Genomic DNA, 19,424 nt, shown 5'->3' on the forward strand with positions numbered 1-19,424 from the left:
CTCTTGCAGCGAATGGCTGGAATGTCCCGCCGTCCGTCGTTCCCGGCGGACATCGCAATGGCCGCTTAGCACCCCTCGCGACCTGCTGCACAAGCGAAGAGCCGACAAGCGATCACAAGCTTACTCCCCAATAGTCGGCAAGCTGCTGTTTCTTGGCAATTGACAGAGGGGCAGGCAAAACAACAACCCCGATCAAGTCACCCCTCAGAACGTCATAGTCTGCTGCCATTGCAACGTTCTCGTCGGCAATCAGCAACGCGCCTGCCGCGATATAGGCGGAATGTATTCCAGCCACTGGCAAGATCAGGGCTTCGTCACCCGCATCGTCAGTGAGCCTGCCATTCGCCTTAATCGTCGGCCTGGCAGCGTCTGACGGCGCTGTGAGGTGATTTCCCGCGATCACTCTTGCTCTGATGTTTGAAATGGTTGCACCGTCATCCGAGGTGACAAACCGCAAATCATTGTCCGACGACAAGCTCTCTACTTTCAGAAAGAAAGTGCCCGATGCGGAGGCTGTATGGTAGTTGAATGAGCCACCGGAGTCGCCGACACGTACGGCGAAACTGCCGCCTGAAATCACGGCTGAAACCTCAATCCAACCACCCTCATTGAAAACGCCAGCGACACGGACCGAGCCCGAAGATGTTCCTGTGTGGGTATAGCCTCCATTGCCATTGTCGATGAACCCGGATCCAGTAAGGTATGACGCCTCGTCGTTCCAGAGCTCAGCCGCTCGCGCCAACCCCTGCGATTTATCCAACACCAGCCTCACCGGATCCCCGATGGATACGGCGGGCGATGTTCCGACCCAATCCTGAAACAACGTCGCCAGATCGGAAGCTTCAAGCCATGCACCCTGCACACCACCTGCGAAGAACTCGGCCGGACTGAAGGAGGCACCCGCCCAGCCATCAAGGCGACCATTGGCCGCCAAACGCGAACCTGCAAACCGGCCTGCATGAAAGCGCCCGCCGAAATGCATTAGGGCACCAGCAAGCTAGCGCTTGCGCTTTCACCGGCGAACCAAAGGCGCTCGCCCGACTTCAGCTGCATCGGGACAGACCGGCCAGGCCGGACCGGATGGGCTTTGCGCGCATGGACTCCGGGCAGATCGTCGGTTGTGGTGATCTCGAAATAGGCGACGTATCCGCTGGTATTGGTCAGCAGGATATCCTGATCGTCGGCGGCGGTGTGGCGCTTGGAAACGTCCCAGGAATCAGAAAGCTCGTCGAAAGGGGTGGTGGGCATGCGTGCCTCCGCAATGTCAAAGGGCTGGCTGATTGTCTCAGCCAGCCCTCTGCTTGCCCTCTGGCGCTATTCCGGCGCCTGCAGCCGTGGCCGCCAATATTCCCCTTCATCCACCAGGCTTGCCACCGTCTTCTTTTCAACCCCGATTTCCCGGGCGATCTCGGCCTCGTCGGCCCCCTGATCCTGAAGCCGCATCACATAGTCAGCCAGATACGCCTTGCGCAGGCCATGGCAGGACGGCAGCTCGAGGATGCAATTCGCATGGCTGAAACTGAGTTTGGTGGCATCTTCCAGGCCGATCAGGGTGGCGATCCGGTGCCCCTCCGGCATTTCGGCCGGCACATACAGCTGCCGCCGCCACCGGCGCCGCCCGCGCGGCCGGGTGCCTTCCACCAGCCGCACCGCATTTTCCCGCCCGATCACCTCGGCGATTTCCTCGACGCTCTCCGGCAGCGGCACCCTGTGCCCCCTACCAGCTGCAAATTCCGCCAATGGGTAACGCACCACATCTGGCAATTCGAGCTGCTGGGCTACGTCTGCCGGGGCTGGACGGGAAGGCACTGCACGCCCAGCGCGCTGCGCCTGGTTCAAGAGCTTGCGCAGCTGCTGGTTCTCAGCTTTCAGCTCCTCGAGCGCACCCACGGCTCACCCTTTCGCCTTGGTGACAAGGATCTCCATCCCCTGCGCAAGCAGTATGGCCTGCTTAAGCTTGAACACATCGGTTTCATGCCCCTTGCGGTCCTCGATCACCGCGCAGCCAAGCCGCTTGTCGACATAGGTGAAGTCTGCCCGGTAGACGCGCTGTTGCTTCCCCCCATCGGTCATAATGGGACCGTCCCGGCCGTGCAGGGGAATATCTACCTGGCGGCGCAAACCGCAAATCTCCCCAGCCGATTGCAACACCTTCAACTCTTCCCAGCGCTGGGCCTCTGTTTTGCTGTCATGGGTAATGCCGTCTGATGTGGTGGTGCGCTGCGTGCCCCGTACCCTGCGCTTGTCCTGGGTCTGATCTTCTTTCAGGGCCTTTCGGTACTGCTCGGCCGTCAACCTATCTGTCATGACGCCCTCACATGCCCAGCGCTTCTTTGTACATTTCGAGGACTGCCTCTTCCTCGGCGATATCGTCGCTGTCACGCTTCCGCAGAGCGATGATCTTACGCATGACCTTTGTGTCGTAGCCGCGGGCCTTGGCCTCTGCCATTACCTCTTTCTGCTGTTCTGCAATGGTCTTCTTTTCTTCGTCCAGGCGCTCGAAGCGCTCGATAAACTGGCGCAACTCAGCCTCGGTAACGCGATAGTTTTCGCTCTTCTCGCTGTCTGTCATTTCCACTGTCATCAAACTGCCTCCTGATGTTGCTTTAGTTGTTGGCCTGCGAACTTGAGGGCACGGGCCATGTCCTGTGCGTTCGGGTGTTTGTTCCCCGCGGCTTGTGCCAGCTGAAGCTGAATGCGGTAGGCGCCCTCGATCTCGTCGAGACTGTTGAACCGCTTGCGACTGGGCACTTCCTGCCCGACCAGCCCCCTGCCCGGGGCGATAATGATGCAATCGCCGCGTTCCAGATCGACGGTCACGATGACTTTGCCGAACTTGGTGCCGTAGTCTTCCGCGGTGAGGTGCGGGCTGCTCATACGTGGATCCCCGCCGCGATGCAGTCCGCCACAGTGACCAACCCGGCCGCGATGCACTCACCTGCCTGGCTGGGCTTGATGGTGCGCGCCCAGGGCTTCTGCGAACGGATATCCGCTGCCCGAGCTTCCAGCACCTTGCGCGGATCCTGGCTCGGCAACAGCGCGGTTGCGTGCTGGCGCCAGCGCTTCTCATCGATCCAGTTCTCGGAATACTTGATGAAGCGCGGTTTGTTCCCGACCTGCTCGACGGCATAGGCCCGTGCACCGGCCAGGATCGCCTGCGGGTCCACACCAGCGCCCAGCGCCTCTCTCAGCGATTCCTCTGTCGCCTCGGGGTCGCCCATCCGGGGATAGGCAGAGACGAACTCACCAAAGAACCCGTCAAAATCAAAATCCGATTTGTGCGTGGCTTCAGCCGCGCAATAGGTTCTATTTGGTTTATTTTGGTTTGGGTGACACTCTGTCGGGGGTTCCCCTGACACACTGTCGGGGGTTGGGTGACACTCTGTCAGGGGTGACACTGTGTCGGGGGCTAGATGTTGTGCCTTGCTCCCTACATCCTGTGTCGAGGGGTGACGCTGTGTCGGGGGTGAATTGCGAAGATCTTCACACCGCTCGATACGCTCAACGATGATCCGGTATTCATAGGTGTAGCCGTTACGGTGTTTTCGCTTACCGACTTCGGACACAAATCCGGCGTCGATCAGGTCCTTTATGGTGCGCTGAACCGTGCGCTCTGACGTCTCAAGCTCGCTCGCCATCGTGGGCTTAGACGCCCAGATGCCCGAGCCATCGTCGCTTGCGAGATCGCCCATAAGCAGGATCAGAGCTTTGCCAGTCAGGCCAACGCCCAACCGCCTGCGCCGCAGCAGTGACGTCACATGGTTACTCATGCCGTGTTCCCTCTGCTCTATGTTTCTTGGCCCCGCTGCATCCCGGGACTTCTCCTTGCCTTCCGGCCTTGGCCGCAGCATCTTGCTGGCGGAATTTTGAGTTTTCTTTTGACAGGACAGCTACTTGATGGATTTCGACGTAGACACCGCGAAGCAGGCAATAGACATCGCAAAGCAAGGGGCCACGACGCTCAATACGGCGGTAGGAGCCGTTGATAGACTCAAGGCGCTGTTTAAGTCGCCGGAGGCGCCGCCAATGGAAGAGGTCCGAGAAACCATCACTGGCTTGCGAGAACAGATAATGAGTGCGCGCGAGGCGAATATAACGCTTCGTGAGACGATAGGAGATCTTCGCGACGAGATGATCGAGCTTAAACGCCGCCAGGAAAAGTTTGCAGGCTACGAACTTTGGAATACCCCCTGCGGGTCCGTTGTCTACCGCTCGGCTGAGGGCGTAGAGCCAGTCCACCACCTTTGCCCCAGCTGTCATGATGCGGGGGTTAAAACCGTCCTGCAGGGCAACCAGTACGTTAAAGAATGCCGTGCCACGCCAAGTCATGGGAGTTTTCAGTTTGAACCGCGCGGGTCCATTCAACGCAGGGTGCACGGAAAACGGCGGTACTGATCCGAAGTACATCCACGTCTTGTCCTTCGTCTCCGTCATGCCGCCTGCCCCATCGCTTGGCCGAAAAACTCTGGCGCGTCTGGATCGGTCAGCATGACCAGCAAGGCGATGTGGCTGGCCGGGGCCGTCACAGCACCCCACCAGTTCAACGCGGTCTGAAAGCTCACATCGCAGAACAAAGCGACTTCGCGCGGGCTGCTGTAGCGCGCACGAAAATAGGCAGACCAAAGATCAGGTGCCCCGACCTTAAGCGCATAGGGGTCAAACTTATTTGACCAAGACTTTTGACCTATGGGTGCTCCACGCTCACGGCATGGCACATCGTTGTTCACAATCAGGGTCAGGCGGGGCCGGTTCATTCAGCCCCTCCAGTGTCGCTGCCTTCCTTCTCGACCGAAAGAAAGGAGAAAAGGGAACGCGATGGTTCCACGGCGCCTTTTTCACGCGCCAGAATACAAATCGCATCGTACCAAGCCGCGGGCAGAGCCCCGGCCTGCATATGCGTGTGTACCGTTGTTGGCTTCTTACCCAGGCGTTTCGCTACGGATCGGTAGCCGCCCAGAGCTTGGATCAAATCACGTATCGTCATGCCATAGCGTTAGTCCGAAAAATTTGAACCCGCAAGATCCGACAGTCAGAAAGTTCACTTTATTCGGATTTGAGTTAGGCAGAAAATATGGACATCGATGCAAAAGAACGCCTGGCACAGACCGGCGATATTAGCCCGGACGCAATTCGAACCCGCCTTTTGGCAGCTCGAAAATCGATAGGCATGCAGCAACTCGATGTAGCCAAGGAACTCGGCCTGAAGAAAACGACCTTCCACTCACAAGAGAGTCGAGGCGCTCCCGGACTGAAGACTATGCGCTATTATTATCGACAGCACCGCATAGACTTTAACTTCATCTTACACGGCGATTTTGCGCAACTCCCTCAAGACGTTCAGGATCGCCTCTTCGCTGCCTTGCAAAGCGAATAGCTCCAACCGGATCGAACACCCAGTTTAAGTCCAGTCCAGCTCGCCTCAAGCGAGCTGCAATCCATACGACCATTCTCTCTCGATTCTCAAATGTTCCCCTTCTGTTCTCATTTTTCCACGCACACTTGCAAGGGGTCGAAACCATAAGTCCGATATTTTTGAACTTCGTGATTGACTGGTACGCTTTTTTCGGACTACAACTCTCCTCATCAACCGATGGAGGATTGAATGAAAGCCATTACCAAAGCCGCCCAGCGCATTGCCGGATCTCCTGAAGATTACCTGGAAGACCCTGCAGCCTTTACCGTCGCTTGGGCATTGCTGAAGGCCGCACGCGGCCAGAGGTTCGACCCCGCCCGTTTGCGCCCCCAGCATCTGATCGATCACCCGGCACCAGCGCCGGAACCCACAGCGCAAACGCTTGACCGCATTTCGCAGAAGACCCGGGAAATCATGACGGCTAAGGGCTATCAGCCCCACCAGGCAGCCTGATTTGAAAAGCGGCGCGCGGTGGAGGATTGGCGCGCCCTTTGATTTCCAGTTTCGCGCCTTTGAACTTAGGCGCGGACCTGCGCGGGCGGTGCAATCCTCCAAATTCCTGCCGCCCGCGCCTCAACACACGCTATAGTAACCTTAGAACACCCGCGGGCTGGCACCCGCACTCCCGGGCGCGGCAGCCGCCACTCACTCATCAGCCGCGCCCGGCCTGTTTAGCCGCTGGATTGCAGCAACAACTGTTCGACCATCCCCAGAATTCCCGGAGACCAATCATGGGCCGCATGACACCTATTGCTGTGGCAGAGAAAGGCGCGGCGCAGCTTCTTGATATGAAGCCTGCGGAGTTCCGCGAGCTCGTCGCTCAAGGTGTATTGCCGCGGCCGCGTAAAGTTGGCCCCTATGAGCGCTGGGACGCTGAGGAGCTGCGAGCGATTTTGCGCGGCGATTTCGTCGACGGCTTCGAGGATGTGAAATGGTGAAGAAGAAATTCACTACAGCCAAAATGGTCAAGGGGCGGTTGTACCAGTACTTCCGCAAGGACGGCCGCTATGTGCGCCTGCCCGACGATCCCAACAGCGAGGAGTATGATCGGGAATACTGGCGGCTGATGCGCGGCGGTGGCGCGCTGTCGCAGCGGTTCACCTTCGAGAAGCTGATCAGGAGCTACAAGCAGTCGCCCAAATGGGACCGCCTGGCCCCGCGTACCAAAGCCGACTATTCGAAAGTTCTGGAATACCTTTCCGACAAGCTGGGCGGCAAAGACCCGACAAAGATGCGCCGCTCCACCATCATCGAAGCGCAGATGGCAAACCGTCATCGGGCCCGCTTTGCCAACTACATTCCCCACATGCTCTCTATCCTGTTCGAGCATTCGATTGACTTGGACTGGCAGCGCGACAACCCGGCTAAGGGGATTCCGAAGATAAAGACAGGCGAAGGCCACAAGCCCTGGCCCGCCTCTGCGGTCGCCGCCTATCGCAAGAATGCGGACGGGCTGGCCCTGTTGATTTTCGAGCTGGCCCTCGGCACCGGTCAGCGCGCCTCGGATCTGACCCGCATGGAATGGGAACATGTCGAGGATGGCGGGGTCTGGGTCACCCAAGGCAAAACGAAAGCCCGCCTCTGGATCCCCTTCACGACACACCTTGCCGCCGTCCTAGCAGCAACCAAGCGAACCAGCCTGCGCTATATCTTAGCCGATGAGTTCGGCCGGGCGCTGAACTATGACCAAATTCAAAAGAAGGTAATGGCGGTTCGGAAAGCTGCCGGGCTCACCGAATATTCACTGCACGGGCTGCGTTACAGCGCCGCTGGTGAATTGGCTGAGGCTGGTTGCACTGATCAGCAGATCGCGGCCATCACCGGCCACAAAAGCCTTTCCATGGTCCAGAAATATTCGAAAGGCGCGAGCCAAAAGCGCCTGGCGAAGGAGGCTCAAAGCCTTCGGGAACAGAACAAAAACGGATCATGAACGTGGGAAAAATTTTGGGAAACCCAAAAATCACCCCTGCGGGGCAGCGTCATCAGGTGGCAGCTAAGTATTTGATTTAGTGGCGGGGAGACAGGGATTCGAACCCTGGGAACGCTCTCACGTTCAACGGTTTTCAAGACCGCCGCATTCGACCACTCTGCCACCTCCCCGGTCCGTCAGCGGTTTAGGGCGCAAAACAGGGCGAGGCAAGAGGAAATCCGCTGTCAGAAGGACCGTGCAAGGGAAAACCTCCGCCGCCTTCCCGGCGCGCGGATTTCTGCCGCCCCGGCAGGTTTCGCCGGCGGCCGGCCGCGTCAGGGTTTTCATGGGATGATACGCAGGCTATCATGCCGCCAAATCAAGAAGACCGGGCACTCCGGCGGGGGCGCACAAGCGCCGCGGGCACAGGCAAGGATGAGAGCATGAACAAGACCATGTCGAGAGCAATGACGGCCCCGCGGATCGCCGCGGCGGTCACAAGCCTGCTGGTTCTGGCGGGCTGTGAAAACGGGCCGAAACTTGGCTTTCTGGAACCGAAACCGGAGGCCGCTGCTACTGTCGGCGGCAGCGGCACCAAAGCGTCCAGCCGCACCAAACTGGTGGAGCGCGACGTCGAGGCACCGGATGTGTTCCAGGTCACCGAAGCGGGCCTGTGGGACGGCCGGCCCTCGATCGGCGGCGTCTGGGTGGCGCATCCGGATACCAAGGACCCCGAGCGGGTCATCATCCGCAACAACGCCAACGGCCAGTTTGTGATCGGCGCCCTGTTCCGGCGCGAACGCGAAATCCCCGGGCCGCGGCTGCAGGTCTCCTCGGACGCAGCGTCGGCGCTTGGCCTGCTGGCCGGTGCGCCGGTGGAGCTGAACGTGACCGCGCTGCGAAAGGAAGAAGTCCAGAACGAGCTTCCGCCTGAAGAACAGCCTCCAGAGGCTGCTTCGGAGGAGACGGACACGGATGCTGCCGAAGTGCTGGCTTCGGCAGCCGGTCCGGAGATCTCTGAAACGGCTCTGGATCCGATTGCAGGTGCGGCCGCTGCCATCGACGCTGCCGCCCCTGCCCCGGCTCAGCCTGCCGCAGCTCCCGCGGCTAAGCCGCAGAAATCGGCGTTGGCCAAGCCGTTCATCCAAATTGGCATCTTCAGCGTCGAAGCCAACGCCAAGCGCACCGCCAACATGATGCGCAGTGCAGGAATGGTGCCGACCGTGCGCGAGCAATCCACCAGCGGCAAGACATTCTGGCGGGTGCTGGTGGGTCCGGCCCAGAACAAGTCCGAACGCAGTGAACTGTTGAAAAGCGTGAAGGAAACCGGATTTGCGGATGCCTATGCTGTCACCAACTGATCCCGCTGCTCCGCACCGGGGCAGCGCATTGAAATCCTCGCTGCAGCTTGCTTTGGCCGCAGGTCTGATGGTCAGCTTCTCAGCGCTTTCGGCGGCGGCCTTTGATACCAAGGCCCGCGCCGCTTATGTGCTGGACGCGGGCACCGACACGGTGCTGTTGTCGAAGAATGCCGATGTGCCGCTGCCGCCTGCGTCGATGTCCAAGCTGATGACGCTTTATGTGGCGTTTGAAGCGCTGCGCGACGGTCGTCTGACCCTGGACGAACGGCTGCCCGTCAGCGAGCACGCGATGAGCTACAAGGGCTCGACCATGTTCCTGGACACCCAGGACCGGGTGCGGGTCGAGGATCTGCTGCGCGGCATTATCGTGCTGTCGGGCAATGATGCCTGCGCGGTGATCGCCGAGGCGCTGAGCCCGGACGGAACCGAGGCGGGATTTGCCCGCTACATGACCAAGCGCGGCCAGGATCTGGGCATGACCGCCTCGACCTTCGCCAACTCCAATGGCTGGCCCGCCGCCGGGCACCGGATGTCCGTGCATGACCTGGCAATCCTGGCCGAGCGGCTGATCGAGGATTTCCCCGAATACTACCCTCTGTTTGCCGAAACCGAATTTGCTTTTGACGGCCGCGCGCCTTCGAACATCCGCAACCGCAACCCGCTCTTGAAGCTGGGGATCGGCGCAGACGGGCTGAAAACCGGCCATACCGAGGAGGCCGGCTACGGGCTGGTCGGATCGGCCAAACAGGGCGACCGGCGGGTGATCTTTGTGGTGTCGGGTCTCGCCAGCGAGCGCAGCCGCGCAGAGGAGGCGGAAGCCCTCGTTAACTGGTCGTTTCGCCAATTTACCAAGAAAACCGTTGCCAAAGAGGGCGTTGCCATCGCCGAAGCCGAAATATGGCGGGGCGCGGCACGATCGGTAGGGCTGGTGCCTGCCAAGGATCTGGAGATCCTTCTGCCGTCGCTGTCGGCCAAGACCATCCAAGGCGAAGTTGTCTATAACGGCCCGATCGAGGCGCCGGTGGCTAAGGGCCAGCGGCTGGCAGAACTGGTGCTGCAGCCCGAGGAACTGCCGGAGGTACGGCTGCCGCTGGTGGCCGAAAATGACGTGCCTGCGGGCGGTTTTGTGGTGCGCGTGAAGACTGCAGCGCAGGTGCTGATCAAGCAATTCCTGACTGGACCCGAGGGAGCGCTGTGACGGCTGACACCAAGCCCGGCCTGTTCATCACCTTTGAAGGCATCGACGGGTCCGGCAAATCAACGCAGTGCCGCCTGCTGGCGGAGGGATTGCGCGCGGCAGGCCGCGACGTGGTGCTGACCCGCGAGCCCGGCGGCTCGCCCGGCGCTGAGGAAATCCGCCGCCTGGTGCTGGAAGGCGATCCGGACCGCTGGTCGGCAGAGACCGAACTGCTGCTGTTCATGGCGGCCCGGCGGGACCATCTGGAACGCACCATCGAACCGGCGCTGGCCGCAGGCAAGGTGGTGATCTGCGACCGCTTTGCCGACAGCACCCGCATGTATCAGGGCCTGTCGCGCGGCGATCTGCGCGCCGCCGTTGACCAGATGCACAAGCTGATGATCGGGCGCGAGCCGGATCTGACACTGCTCATCGACATGGACCCGGCTGAAGGTCTTGCCCGCGCAAAGGGGCGGCAGGGCAAAGAAGAGCGTTTCGAAGACTTCGGCGTCGGGCTGCAGGAGAAGATGCGGGCTGGTTTCCTGGCGCTGGCGCTGGAGTTTGCAACCCGCTTCCGGGTGGTCGATGGGGCCCGGCCGCTGGAAGAAGTCGCAGCAGATGTACGCAAGCTGGCGGATGCGGCCCTGGAAGGTTCCGGGGCATGAGCGGTGACGACGACCTGCCCCGCGCCGACCAGGCCGAGGGCGCCCCGCATCCGCGCGAAACCCTGCGGCTGATCGGCCAGGAGGCCGCCGAGCAGGATTTTCTGACCGCCTATAACTCCGACCGGCTGCACCACGGGTGGCTGCTGACCGGCCCGCAAGGCGTCGGCAAGGCGACGCTGGCCTGGCGGATTGCCCGTTTTCTGCTGGCCACGCCTCCGGCTGAGGACGGGCTGTTCGGCGCCCCGCTGCCGCCGCAGACGCTGGACATTGACCCTGAGCATCCCGTCTCCCACCGCATTCAGGCACTGGCGGAGCCAGGGCTGGCGCCGATCACCCGGTCTTATGACGACAAGGGCAAGCTGCGCAGCCAGATCGTCGTCGATGACATACGCAAACTGAACCGGTTCTTTGGCCTCTCGGCCACGGACGGCGGCCGCCGGGTGGTGATCGTGGACGCCGCCGACGACATGAACGTGAGCGCCGCCAATGCGCTCTTGAAGATGCTGGAGGAGCCGCCTGCACGCACCACGATCTTCCTGATCTCGCACCAGCCCTCGCGGCTATTGCCGACCATCCGCTCGCGCTGCCGCACGCTGCGGCTGGGACCGCTGTCCGCTCCCGATATGGAGGAGGCACTGGCGCAGTCCGGAGGAGAGCTGCCGCCGAACATGGACAACCTGGCAGCACTTGCAGGCGGTTCGGTCGGGGCAGCGCTGCGGCTGATCAATCTGGGCGGGCTCAAAATCTATGCTGAACTGGTGCAGATCCTCGACTCGATGCCGCGTCTAGACCGGCAGCGTGCCATGGCCCTGGCCGAAGCCGCCGCCCAGCGCGGTGCTGCGGAACGGTTTGAACTGCTCCTGTCGCTGACCGAGATGGCGCTGGCCCGGCTGGCCCGCACCGGCGCCACCGGCGCGCCGCCAGCGCCGGAAGCGGCACCGCAGGAGGCAGCGATGCTCCAGCGCCTGTCGCCCGACCCCCGCAAAGCCCGGGCCTGGGCGGACCTGGCAGCGGAAGTGACGGCGCGTGCGCGCCATGGCCAGGCGGTGAACCTTGACCCCGCCGCCCTTGTCCTAGATACGGTTTTCAAGATGCAGGAAACCGCGTCGCGCTGAGGCCCCGGCCCCGCGCGGCAGAAGGCGCGCCAGAGGATTCATGACCAAGACGACCCCCCAGATTACGGACAGCCACTGCCACCTGGACTTCCCCGATTTCGAGGGGCGGCTGGACGAGGTGATCGCCAGCGCCGCCGCGGCCGGCGTCACCCGGATGGTGACCATCTGCACCAAGATGAAGAACGAGCCCGCCGTGCGCGCCATTGCCGAGGCCCATGCGCCGGTGTTCTATGCTGCCGGCACCCACCCGATGAGCGCCGCGGATGAACCGATGGTCTCGGTCGATGAACTGGTGGCGCTGGCCGAACACCCGAAATTCGTCGGCATCGGCGAGACCGGGCTGGACTATCATTACACTGCGGACAGCAAGGACGTGCAGCAGCAGTCCTTGCGCATTCACATCGCCGCCGCCCGTGAAACCGGGCTGCCGCTGATCATCCACGCCCGTGCCGCCGATGACGACATGGCCCGCATCCTGGGCGAGGAGATGAAGAACGGCGCCTATACTTGCGTCATGCACTGCTTCTCCTCCTCGGCGGAGCTGGCCAAGGCTGCACTGGATTTGGGGTTCTACCTGTCGATGTCCGGCATTGCCGCCTTCCCCAAGAGCCAGGAGCTGCGGGATATCTTTGCCGCCGCCCCGGTGGAGCGCATCCTGGTCGAGACCGATGCCCCCTACCTGGCGCCGCCGCCCTACCGCGGCAAGCGCAACGAGCCCGCTTATACTGCCTTTACCGCCAAAGTGGGCGCAGAGGCGTTTGGCATGGATTACGCAGCTTTTGCCGCCCGGACCCAGGCCAATTTCGACCGGCTGTTCTGGAAGGCCGCAGCATATGAGGCCGCCGCCTGATGGGAGAAATGCGCTTTACCATCCTCGGGTCCGGCTCCTCCGGCGGGGTGCCGCGGATTGGCGGCCATTGGGGCGACTGCGACCCCAAGAACCCCAAGAACCGCCGCCGCCGCTGCTCGATGCTGGTGGAGCGCGACGGGCCGGACGGCACCACCTCTGTGCTGATCGACACCACGCCGGACATGCGCAGCCAGCTCTTGGATGCGGAGGTCAGCCGCCTGGACGCGGTGGTCTACACCCACTCTCATGCGGATCACCTGCACGGCATCGACGATCTGCGCATGGTCTATTTCAACATGCGTCAGCGGATTCCGGTCTATGCGGACGGGCCGACCCAGAATGACCTCTTGAACCGTTTCGGCTACGCGTTTGCACAGCCCGATGGCTCGCCCTACCCGCCGATCCTGGAGCTGAAGACCATAGACGGCCCTTTCAGCATTAGCGGTCCCGGCGGCGACATCACCTTCCGCCCGTTCCAGGTCAACCACGGCGCCATTGACGCGCTGGGTTTCCGCATCGGCGGGCTGGCCTATCTGCCGGATGTGGCCAGGATCCCGGATGCCGCCCTGCCGGAACTGCAAGACCTGGATATCTGGATCCTGGACGGCTTGCGCCGCACCCCGCATCCGACCCATTTCAGCTACCAGGAAGCCCTGGAGTGGTTTGAAAAACTGGCGCCCAAACGCGGCATCATCACCAACATGCATATCGACATGGACTATGCGACGGTCGAGGATGAGACGCCGGACCACATCACACCTGCCTATGACGGCATGGTCATCCGGGTGGACATCTAGCGTATGCGCAGGCCTGACGCCGATTGCACGATAGCGCTGCGCAGACCTGCTCTTTCATCTTGCCCTAAATACTCCCGCCGGAGGCATCCCCGGCTGGCGTCAACCGCCGCCCTAGCAGATGGAGCGGGCCATGTTCCAAAGCCTGATTGACGTCATCCTGCCGGTGTTTCTGGTTGTCGGCGCAGGCTATGCCGCGACCGCGCGCGGTGTGCTAAGCGAATCTCACATCGAAGGCGTGATGAAGTTCGCGCAGGGCTTTGCCATCCCCTGTCTGCTGTTCAAAGCAATGGCAGAGCTGGACCTGTCGGCCAGCTTCGACCCGCGGCTGCTGGCCAGTTTCTATACCGGCGCCTTCACCTGTTTCCTGATCGGCGTCTTTGGCGCCCGCATCCTGTTCAAGCGGGAGTGGGAGGATTGCGTTGCCATCGGTTTCTGCTGCCTGTTCTCCAACTCGGTGCTGCTGGGATTGCCGATCACCGAACGCGCCTTCGGCCCGGAGAACCTCACCGGCAACTACGCAATCATCGCCTTCCACTCACCGTTTTGCTACGGCGTCGGCATCACCGTGATGGAATTCGTGCGCAACCGCGGTGCGGGCCGGATCAAGACCGCGGTCTCGGTGCTGAACGCGATGTTCCGCAACGTGCTGATCCTGGGGATTGCCCTGGGATTTGCCGTGAACCTCTCTGGGCTTTCGATCCCGCTGGTGGTGGATGAAGCGCTGTCCTTGATCATCCGGGCCGCTCTGCCCGGTGCGCTGTTTGCGCTTGGCGGGGTGCTGGTGAAGTACCGGCCCGAAGGCGATCTGCGCGCCATCCTGTTTGTCTGCTTCACCTCGCTGATGATCCACCCCGCCATCGTCTGGGTGCTGGGCTCTTCGCTGTCGCTGCCGCAGGACCTGTTCCGGTCGGGCGTACTGAATGCGGCAATGGCGACCGGGTTCAATGGCTACATTTTCGCAAACATGTACGGGCGCGCGAAACGGGTGGCGGCCTCCTCGGTGCTGATTGCCACCGGGGCCAGTATTTTCACCGTCTGGTTCTGGCTGCTGCTTCTGAGCTGACACAGGCGGCGGCGGGCGGAATCGCCCACCATGCGGCCTCACCAGCGCGGGTCGTCAAGCTCCAGCGGGAAGCCCTTGGGCAGCAGGCCAGCCTGGAACCAGCTCACAAAGGAATGGATCGAAAACACCGGCAGCCCGGTGGCTTTCCTCACGTCGCGGGCATAAGGCACCATATTGGTGCATTCCAGCACAATGGCGCCCAGGTCCGGGATATCCGCAACCATCGCCCGGGCGGCGTCGATCATGTCCAGGCGGCAAGCCTCAAAGTCGATCTCTGCCGCGTCACCCAGGATGTCGCGGGTAAAGGCCCGTCCGCCGTCAGTGCCTGCAACCGGCGTGTCCAGCGCCACCCCTGCGGCCTGCAGATGCGCAGGCGTCAGCGTCTCCTTTGAGATCGTCAGGATGCCGCAGCGCTTGCCCGCGGGCAGCAGATTCTGCACCATCGGCACCTGCATCAGCGAAGACGTAGCCACCGGCACGCCAAGCGCCTGTTTCACTTCCTCCTGGATCAAGGCGAGGAAGCCGCAGTTGGTGGTGATGCCGTCAGCCCCCATGGCAACCAGATCGCGCCCCGCGTCGACGAAGAGATCGATCAGTTCCTTGGGATTGCCGCGCACCACATTCCCAGGGTTGGCGCCGCGCACCACCTTGTAATGCACCGGGAAATCCCAGGTCATCGCATTGCCCATGTCACCATGGATACGGGGGAAGCGCGTTTCCAGCATCAGGATGCCAACCGCTGCCCCAAAGACCGTTTTTCCGCCTCTTTCCATCGGCCTGCCCTTCTATTCGTCTGGCACGTAGAGCTGGGAAAAGGCGATGCGGACGGCTTCCGTCGCCTCCTCCCGGCGTTTTTCGATATGGCTGCGCATGGCTGCCGTCGCAGCCTCCGCGTTGCGGGCGGCGATGCCTTCAACAATCTGCCGGTGGGCCGAGATATCGCCTGGCGCCTTGCCCCTGGCCCGGTCACGCAGACGCTTGAGGTCAATCAGCCGGATATAGCGGATCCGGCCGTTGAGGTTGTTAAGGATCCGCTGCAGCTCGCTGTTACCCGAGAGCTGGGCGAGACGGGCGTGGAAGCTTTCATCCATCGCCAGCAGCGCTTCCGGATCGGTGGCGCTTTGATACTCCGGCTCCATCCGGTTGAGGTAATCCGCCAGCGCTGCGATGTCTTCGTCCGAGGCGCGGGTGCAGGCCAGCCGCGTAGCCTCGCATTCTACCGCCACCCTGGCCTCGTAGAGGTCCATGATGTAGCTCGGCGTCAGCGGGCGGCAGAAGAAGCCGCGGTTGTTTTGGAAGGTCAGGAAACCCTCAGCCACCAGCCGGTTCAGCGCCTCCCGCAGCGGCGTGCGGCTGGCGCCCAGCACCTCGGACAAGGCACTTTCGTTGATCCGCTGATCGGGCTTGAAGGCAAAATCCGCCGCCATCCGGCGCAGCGCCTCGTAGACCCTATCCACATTGCTTTCGCGTTTGGCCATGATACCGCCGTTTGTTCATTCCGCGCTCCAGCCTAGGGGAGCCGCCGGGCTTGCGCAACATTGAATTCCAAACTGCATACAATTCTGACAAGCACTAAGGGCAGCGCCCGAGCCTGGGTGGGCGCATGAGCGCCCTCCCGTGGGGAGGGTCGGGCGCTGCCCGGCCGTCAGCCGGGCCAAAGGTTTCAGAGAAGATCTAGTCTTCTGCCGCCGAATAGGGCGCCAATTCCTGCTTCAGCAGTGCCAGGAACTCCTGCCCCACCGCCGACAGCGGCCGCGACTTGGAGGTGATCACCGCCATCTCCATCATGATCCGGGGCCTGAACGGGCGGGAAACGAAGCCGCCGCCGGCCTCGAAATCCAGCACAAAGGGATCGAGGATCGAGACCCCCATCCCCTCCTGCACAAAGCTGAGGAGGTTCTTGAACAGATGCGAATGCACCCGGGTTCTGAGCGGAATACCCGCCTGCTGGAACACCTCGCGGGTGCGGCGGTGGGTCATGTGCTCCGGCCCCATGACGATAAAGGGCACATCTTCCAGCAGCTCGGGCGTCAGCACCTCGTGTTGTGCCAGCGGACTGTCGGCCGGCATCGCCAGACGGGTTTCGACGCTGACCGGATGCACCTCCAGCCCGTCATGGATCAGTGGCATTTCACAGACGCCTATCTCAAACAGACCGGCAATCACCCATTCCTGGATCTTCAGCGAATACTGCGCCTGGAATGAAATCGACATATCCGGGCGGGTGCGGGCAAAACGCGCGATCAGCGCCGGCATGAAGCCAAAGGACATGGAGTGCTGCGAGGCGACCTGCAACTGGCCCGCCTGCTTGTTCTGCAGGTCGGTCACCGCCTGCGCCACGTGGTCGAGGCCGCGCACCACAGTGTCGACCTCTTGAAACAGCACACCGGCCTCCGGCGTCGGGATCAGGCGGCCCTTGCTGCGTTCGAACAGCTTGAGGCGGGTCTGGCGCTCCAGCTGGTACAGCAGGTTTGAGATGCCGGGCTGAGAAATCCCCAGCTGTTCTGCAGCGCCGGTGACGGTGCCGGTTTCGACAATCGCATGGAACGCCTGCAGCTGGCGGAAGCGGAGGGACATCGGCAGTACATCACTTTTCATGATACTCTATCGAATTCTTTGTATTTGTAATGATATTCAAGTCAAGGCACCCTTCCGCTCGCACCTGGGAGGACGTTGAAAGTGCTGGAAGAAAAGATTGCCGGGATGGATTTGTGGCATCTCGCGCTGCCCGTGATGTCGCGCCGCGACCATGGGATCGGGTCTGTTGAGGGCTTCTGTGAGGTCATCATTGTGCGCCTGCGCAGCGAAGGCGGGGCGGAAGGATACGGCGAGGCCTCGACCTGGTCGGTGTTCACCGGCACGCCCGAGGCCAGCCTGGCGGCGCTGGACCGCTACATCCGCCCGCTGGTGGAGGGCCGCCGGGTGGCGGACCGTGCGGCGATCATGGAGGACGCAGCCAAAGCCGTCGCCCATTGCACCGAGGCCAAGGCAGCGCTGGAGAGCGCCCTGCTGGACCTGACCGGGCGGATCACCGGGGCGCCGGTCTGGGCGCTGCTGGGCGGCAAGTGCCGCGACACCATCCCGCTCAGCTGTTCGATTGCCGACCCGGATTTCGAGAAGGACATTGACCTTTTGCACCGGCTGCGGGCGGACAAAGTCGGGCTGATCAAGCTGAAAACCGGCTTCAAGGATCATGCCTTTGACATCATGCGGCTGGAGCGGATCGCCAAGGATTTCCCCGAGTTCCGGGTGCGGGTGGACTATAATCAGGGTCTCAGCATCGAGGACGCGCCTGCGCAGGTGCGCGATGTGGCCGCGTTCAAGCCGGATTTCATCGAGCAGCCGGTGCGGTTCCATCACTTTGCCATGATGGCCAAGCTGCGCGGGATGATTGACGTGCCGCTGCTGGCCGACGAAAGCGTTTTCGGCCCCGAGGATATGGTGCGCGCGGCGCGCGAGGGCATCTGCGACGGTGTCTCGGTCAAGATCATGAAATCGGGCGGCCTCACCCGCGGCCAGACGGTGGCGCGGATTGCCGCGGCCAATGGGCTGTCAGCCTATGGCGGCGACATGTTCGAGGCGGGTCTCGCGCATCTGGCGGGAACCCACATGATTGCCGCCACACCCGAGATCAAGCTGGGCTGCGAGTTCTACCAGGCGAGCTACTTCCTGAAGGAAGACATTCTGGAAACGCCTTTCCAGGTTGAGAATGGCCAGGTGGTGGTGCCGGACGGCCCCGGCCTGGGCGTCAAGCCGGATGTCGAAAAGCTGGACCGCTATGCGGTTTCCAAAAAGGTCGCGGCATGAGCCAGCCTAAGAAAACTGTTGCCATCATCGGCGCCGGCATTGTCGGCGTCTCGGCAGCGATCGAGCTGCAGCGCGACGGCCATCAGGTGATCCTGATCGACGGCAAAGGGCCGGGCGAAGGCACCAGCCACGGCAACGGCGGCATTCTGGCCTCCTGCTCCATCGTGCCGGTGACGGGGCCGGGGCTGTGGAAGAAGGCACCGAAGATGCTGCTGGACCGGAACCAGCCGCTATTCATGCGCTGGGGCTACCTGCCCAAGCTGGCGCCCTGGCTGATGAAATACATGAGCCATGCCAATGCGGACGACACTGCGCGCATCGCCTCGGCCCTGGCGCCGGTTGTCGGGGATTCGCTGGCAGATCACCAGGCGCTGGCGGCTGGCACTTCGGCGGAGCGGCATCTGAAGCCCTCGGATTATCTGTTCCTCTACAACGACCGGGCGCATTTCGGCGATGACGCCTTTGGCTGGGGGTTGCGCAAGAGGCACGGCTTCCGCTGGGATGAGCTGGAGGGGGCAGATTTCCGTACCTATGACGATATCTATTCCGAGGAATTCGGGTTTGCCGCACGGCTGCAGGACCACGGGATCATTTCCGATCCCGGGCAATACGTGAAAGATCTGGCAGCACATGTCACCGCCAATGGAGGCCAGCTGGTTCAGGCCTTTGTGACCGATGTGGCGCGGGAAAACGGCAAAGTGACCGGCGTGCGCGCGGGCGGTGAGACCATTGCTTGCGACACGGTGGTTGTGGCCACCGGCGTCTGGTCCAAACCGCTGGCAGAGAAACTGGGAATTTCCGTACCACTGGAAGCAGAACGCGGCTATCATCTTGAATTGTGGGAGCCTTCGGCGATGCCCAAGGCCCCCGTCATGGTGGCAGCAGCCAAATGCGTGGTGACCCCGATGGAGGGACGGATCCGGATTGCGGGCGTTGTGGAATTCGGCGGGCTGGAGGCCGGGCCGTCGAAAGGCCCGCTTGAGCTCTTGCGCAAAAACGCGCGGCATATCCTGCCCGGTGTCACCTGGAAGCATGAAGAAGAATGGCTGGGGTTCCGGCCGGCACCTGCGGATTCCATTCCGGTGATCGGCGAGGTGCCGGGGCTGTCCGGCGCCTATGTCGGCTTTGGCCACCATCACATCGGCCTCACCGGCGGGCCGAAGACCGGGCGCCTCTTGGCGCAGATGATTTCGGGACGCACCCCGAACATGGATATGAGCGCCTACGACCCGGCGCGCTATGCGATTTGAACTTGAACCAGTGCCCC

26 protein-coding genes and 1 tRNA gene are annotated in these 19,424 nt (G+C 62.0%); 13 read left to right on the forward strand and 14 right to left on the reverse strand.

Annotation, left to right across the window (positions count from 1 at the left end; translation table 11 throughout):
- Positions 1-112: 112 nt before the first annotated feature.
- From RA20_RS19155 to RA20_RS25515, 10 genes are all read right to left on the reverse strand, one after another.
- Positions 113-982 carry a hypothetical protein gene (locus RA20_RS19155; protein WP_039132476.1) on the reverse strand — a complete coding sequence of 290 codons (870 nt, stop codon included), beginning with the start codon at positions 980-982 and terminating at the stop codon, positions 113-115.
- Entirely contained in the window at positions 982-1,248 is a 267-nt protein-coding gene (locus RA20_RS19160) for a hypothetical protein (protein ID WP_039132477.1), read from the reverse strand. Before RA20_RS19160 ends, RA20_RS19155 begins: the two co-directional genes overlap by 1 nt.
- A gap of 66 nt (positions 1,249-1,314) precedes the next feature.
- A complete protein-coding gene (locus RA20_RS19165; RefSeq protein ID WP_039132478.1) occupies positions 1,315-1,890 on the reverse strand; it encodes a hypothetical protein in 576 nt (191 codons plus the stop codon).
- 3 nt (positions 1,891-1,893) lie between these two features.
- Positions 1,894-2,307, reverse strand: coding sequence for a DUF1064 domain-containing protein (locus RA20_RS19170; protein ID WP_039132479.1), 414 nt, complete (start codon positions 2,305-2,307; stop codon positions 1,894-1,896).
- Between the two features lie 7 nt (positions 2,308-2,314).
- A complete protein-coding gene (locus RA20_RS19175; protein ID WP_446720159.1) occupies positions 2,315-2,584 on the reverse strand; it encodes a DUF2312 domain-containing protein in 270 nt (89 codons plus the stop codon).
- On the reverse strand, positions 2,584-2,877 hold the full coding sequence (locus RA20_RS19180) for a hypothetical protein (RefSeq protein ID WP_039132481.1): 294 nt from the start codon (positions 2,875-2,877) through the stop codon (positions 2,584-2,586). Before RA20_RS19180 ends, RA20_RS19175 begins: the two co-directional genes overlap by 1 nt.
- Positions 2,874-3,770: a helix-turn-helix domain-containing protein gene (locus tag RA20_RS24800; protein ID WP_193748879.1), complete on the reverse strand. Its 897-nt coding sequence runs from the start codon at positions 3,768-3,770 to the stop codon at positions 2,874-2,876. Before RA20_RS24800 ends, RA20_RS19180 begins: the two co-directional genes overlap by 4 nt.
- Complete coding sequence (locus tag RA20_RS25875; RefSeq protein ID WP_193748880.1) at positions 3,763-4,434, reverse strand: hypothetical protein; 672 nt, start codon at positions 4,432-4,434, stop codon at positions 3,763-3,765. The genes RA20_RS24800 and RA20_RS25875 overlap by 8 nt, the downstream gene beginning before the upstream one ends.
- Positions 4,431-4,754 (reverse strand): hypothetical protein, encoded by a 324-nt coding sequence (locus RA20_RS19195; RefSeq protein WP_039132484.1) that lies wholly within the window; start codon positions 4,752-4,754, stop codon positions 4,431-4,433. The genes RA20_RS25875 and RA20_RS19195 overlap by 4 nt, the downstream gene beginning before the upstream one ends.
- Positions 4,751-4,984 carry a carph-isopro domain-containing protein gene (locus RA20_RS25515; RefSeq protein ID WP_152618563.1) on the reverse strand — a complete coding sequence of 78 codons (234 nt, stop codon included), beginning with the start codon at positions 4,982-4,984 and terminating at the stop codon, positions 4,751-4,753. The genes RA20_RS19195 and RA20_RS25515 overlap by 4 nt, the downstream gene beginning before the upstream one ends.
- Positions 4,985-5,071: 87 nt before the next feature.
- Here RA20_RS25515 and RA20_RS19200 point away from each other — a divergent pair, with 87 nt between their 5' ends.
- The 4 genes from RA20_RS19200 to RA20_RS19215 all read left to right on the forward strand — a co-directional run bounded on the left by RA20_RS19200 (position 5,072) and on the right by RA20_RS19215 (position 7,343).
- Positions 5,072-5,374, forward strand: a complete 303-nt coding sequence (locus RA20_RS19200; protein ID WP_082018068.1) for a hypothetical protein — start codon at positions 5,072-5,074, stop codon at positions 5,372-5,374.
- A 228-nt stretch (positions 5,375-5,602) separates the two neighbouring features.
- A complete protein-coding gene (locus RA20_RS19205; protein WP_039132486.1) occupies positions 5,603-5,866 on the forward strand; it encodes a hypothetical protein in 264 nt (87 codons plus the stop codon).
- Between the two features lie 287 nt (positions 5,867-6,153).
- On the forward strand, positions 6,154-6,351 hold the full coding sequence (locus RA20_RS19210) for a hypothetical protein (protein ID WP_241482296.1): 198 nt from the start codon (positions 6,154-6,156) through the stop codon (positions 6,349-6,351).
- A complete protein-coding gene (locus tag RA20_RS19215) occupies positions 6,345-7,343 on the forward strand; it encodes a tyrosine-type recombinase/integrase (protein ID WP_039132490.1) in 999 nt (332 codons plus the stop codon). The genes RA20_RS19210 and RA20_RS19215 overlap by 7 nt, the downstream gene beginning before the upstream one ends.
- 80 nt (positions 7,344-7,423) lie before the next feature.
- On the opposite strand, the gene RA20_RS19220 is transcribed toward RA20_RS19215, so the two are convergent.
- A tRNA-Ser gene (locus RA20_RS19220) sits at positions 7,424-7,513 on the reverse strand.
- A gap of 252 nt (positions 7,514-7,765) precedes the next feature.
- On the opposite strand from RA20_RS19220, the gene RA20_RS19225 reads away from it, so the two are divergent.
- From RA20_RS19225 to RA20_RS19255, 7 genes are all read left to right on the forward strand, one after another.
- Entirely contained in the window at positions 7,766-8,683 is a 918-nt protein-coding gene (locus RA20_RS19225) for an SPOR domain-containing protein (protein ID WP_039132491.1), read from the forward strand.
- The gene (locus tag RA20_RS19230; protein ID WP_052249086.1) at positions 8,667-9,881 is read left to right on the forward strand and encodes a D-alanyl-D-alanine carboxypeptidase family protein; all 1,215 of its coding nucleotides are present in this window, start codon (positions 8,667-8,669) and stop codon (positions 9,879-9,881) included. The genes RA20_RS19225 and RA20_RS19230 overlap by 17 nt, the downstream gene beginning before the upstream one ends.
- Positions 9,878-10,525, forward strand: a complete 648-nt coding sequence (gene tmk / locus RA20_RS19235; RefSeq protein ID WP_039132493.1) for a dTMP kinase — start codon at positions 9,878-9,880, stop codon at positions 10,523-10,525. The genes RA20_RS19230 and tmk overlap by 4 nt, the downstream gene beginning before the upstream one ends.
- A complete protein-coding gene (locus tag RA20_RS19240) occupies positions 10,522-11,640 on the forward strand; it encodes a DNA polymerase III subunit delta' (RefSeq protein WP_039132495.1) in 1,119 nt (372 codons plus the stop codon). Before tmk ends, RA20_RS19240 begins: the two co-directional genes overlap by 4 nt.
- A gap of 40 nt (positions 11,641-11,680) precedes the next feature.
- Positions 11,681-12,490: a TatD family hydrolase gene (locus tag RA20_RS19245; protein ID WP_039132497.1), complete on the forward strand. Its 810-nt coding sequence runs from the start codon at positions 11,681-11,683 to the stop codon at positions 12,488-12,490.
- A complete protein-coding gene (locus RA20_RS19250; protein WP_039132499.1) occupies positions 12,490-13,287 on the forward strand; it encodes an MBL fold metallo-hydrolase in 798 nt (265 codons plus the stop codon). Before RA20_RS19245 ends, RA20_RS19250 begins: the two co-directional genes overlap by 1 nt.
- 130 nt (positions 13,288-13,417) lie before the next feature.
- Positions 13,418-14,350 carry an AEC family transporter gene (locus RA20_RS19255; RefSeq protein WP_039132540.1) on the forward strand — a complete coding sequence of 311 codons (933 nt, stop codon included), beginning with the start codon at positions 13,418-13,420 and terminating at the stop codon, positions 14,348-14,350.
- Between the two features lie 38 nt (positions 14,351-14,388).
- Here the strand turns inward: RA20_RS19255 and RA20_RS19260 are convergent, their stop codons facing one another.
- From RA20_RS19260 to RA20_RS19270, 3 genes are all read right to left on the reverse strand, one after another.
- Positions 14,389-15,123 carry an aspartate/glutamate racemase family protein gene (locus tag RA20_RS19260; RefSeq protein ID WP_039132500.1) on the reverse strand — a complete coding sequence of 245 codons (735 nt, stop codon included), beginning with the start codon at positions 15,121-15,123 and terminating at the stop codon, positions 14,389-14,391.
- Between the two features lie 12 nt (positions 15,124-15,135).
- Complete coding sequence (locus RA20_RS19265) at positions 15,136-15,828, reverse strand: GntR family transcriptional regulator (RefSeq protein ID WP_039132502.1); 693 nt, start codon at positions 15,826-15,828, stop codon at positions 15,136-15,138.
- 196 nt (positions 15,829-16,024) lie between these two features.
- On the reverse strand, positions 16,025-16,927 hold the full coding sequence (locus RA20_RS19270; RefSeq protein ID WP_039132504.1) for a LysR family transcriptional regulator: 903 nt from the start codon (positions 16,925-16,927) through the stop codon (positions 16,025-16,027).
- A 102-nt stretch (positions 16,928-17,029) separates the two neighbouring features.
- Between RA20_RS19270 and RA20_RS19275 the strand changes: the two genes are divergently transcribed.
- Complete coding sequence (locus RA20_RS19275) at positions 17,030-18,157, forward strand: enolase C-terminal domain-like protein (protein WP_446720160.1); 1,128 nt, start codon at positions 17,030-17,032, stop codon at positions 18,155-18,157.
- Positions 18,154-19,407, forward strand: coding sequence for an NAD(P)/FAD-dependent oxidoreductase (locus RA20_RS19280; protein ID WP_039132506.1), 1,254 nt, complete (start codon positions 18,154-18,156; stop codon positions 19,405-19,407). The genes RA20_RS19275 and RA20_RS19280 overlap by 4 nt, the downstream gene beginning before the upstream one ends.
- The last annotated feature ends 17 nt before the right edge of the window (positions 19,408-19,424 follow it).

It is taken from the genome of Leisingera sp. ANG-Vp, from assembly GCF_000813725.1.
Lineage (GTDB): Bacteria > Pseudomonadota > Alphaproteobacteria > Rhodobacterales > Rhodobacteraceae > Leisingera.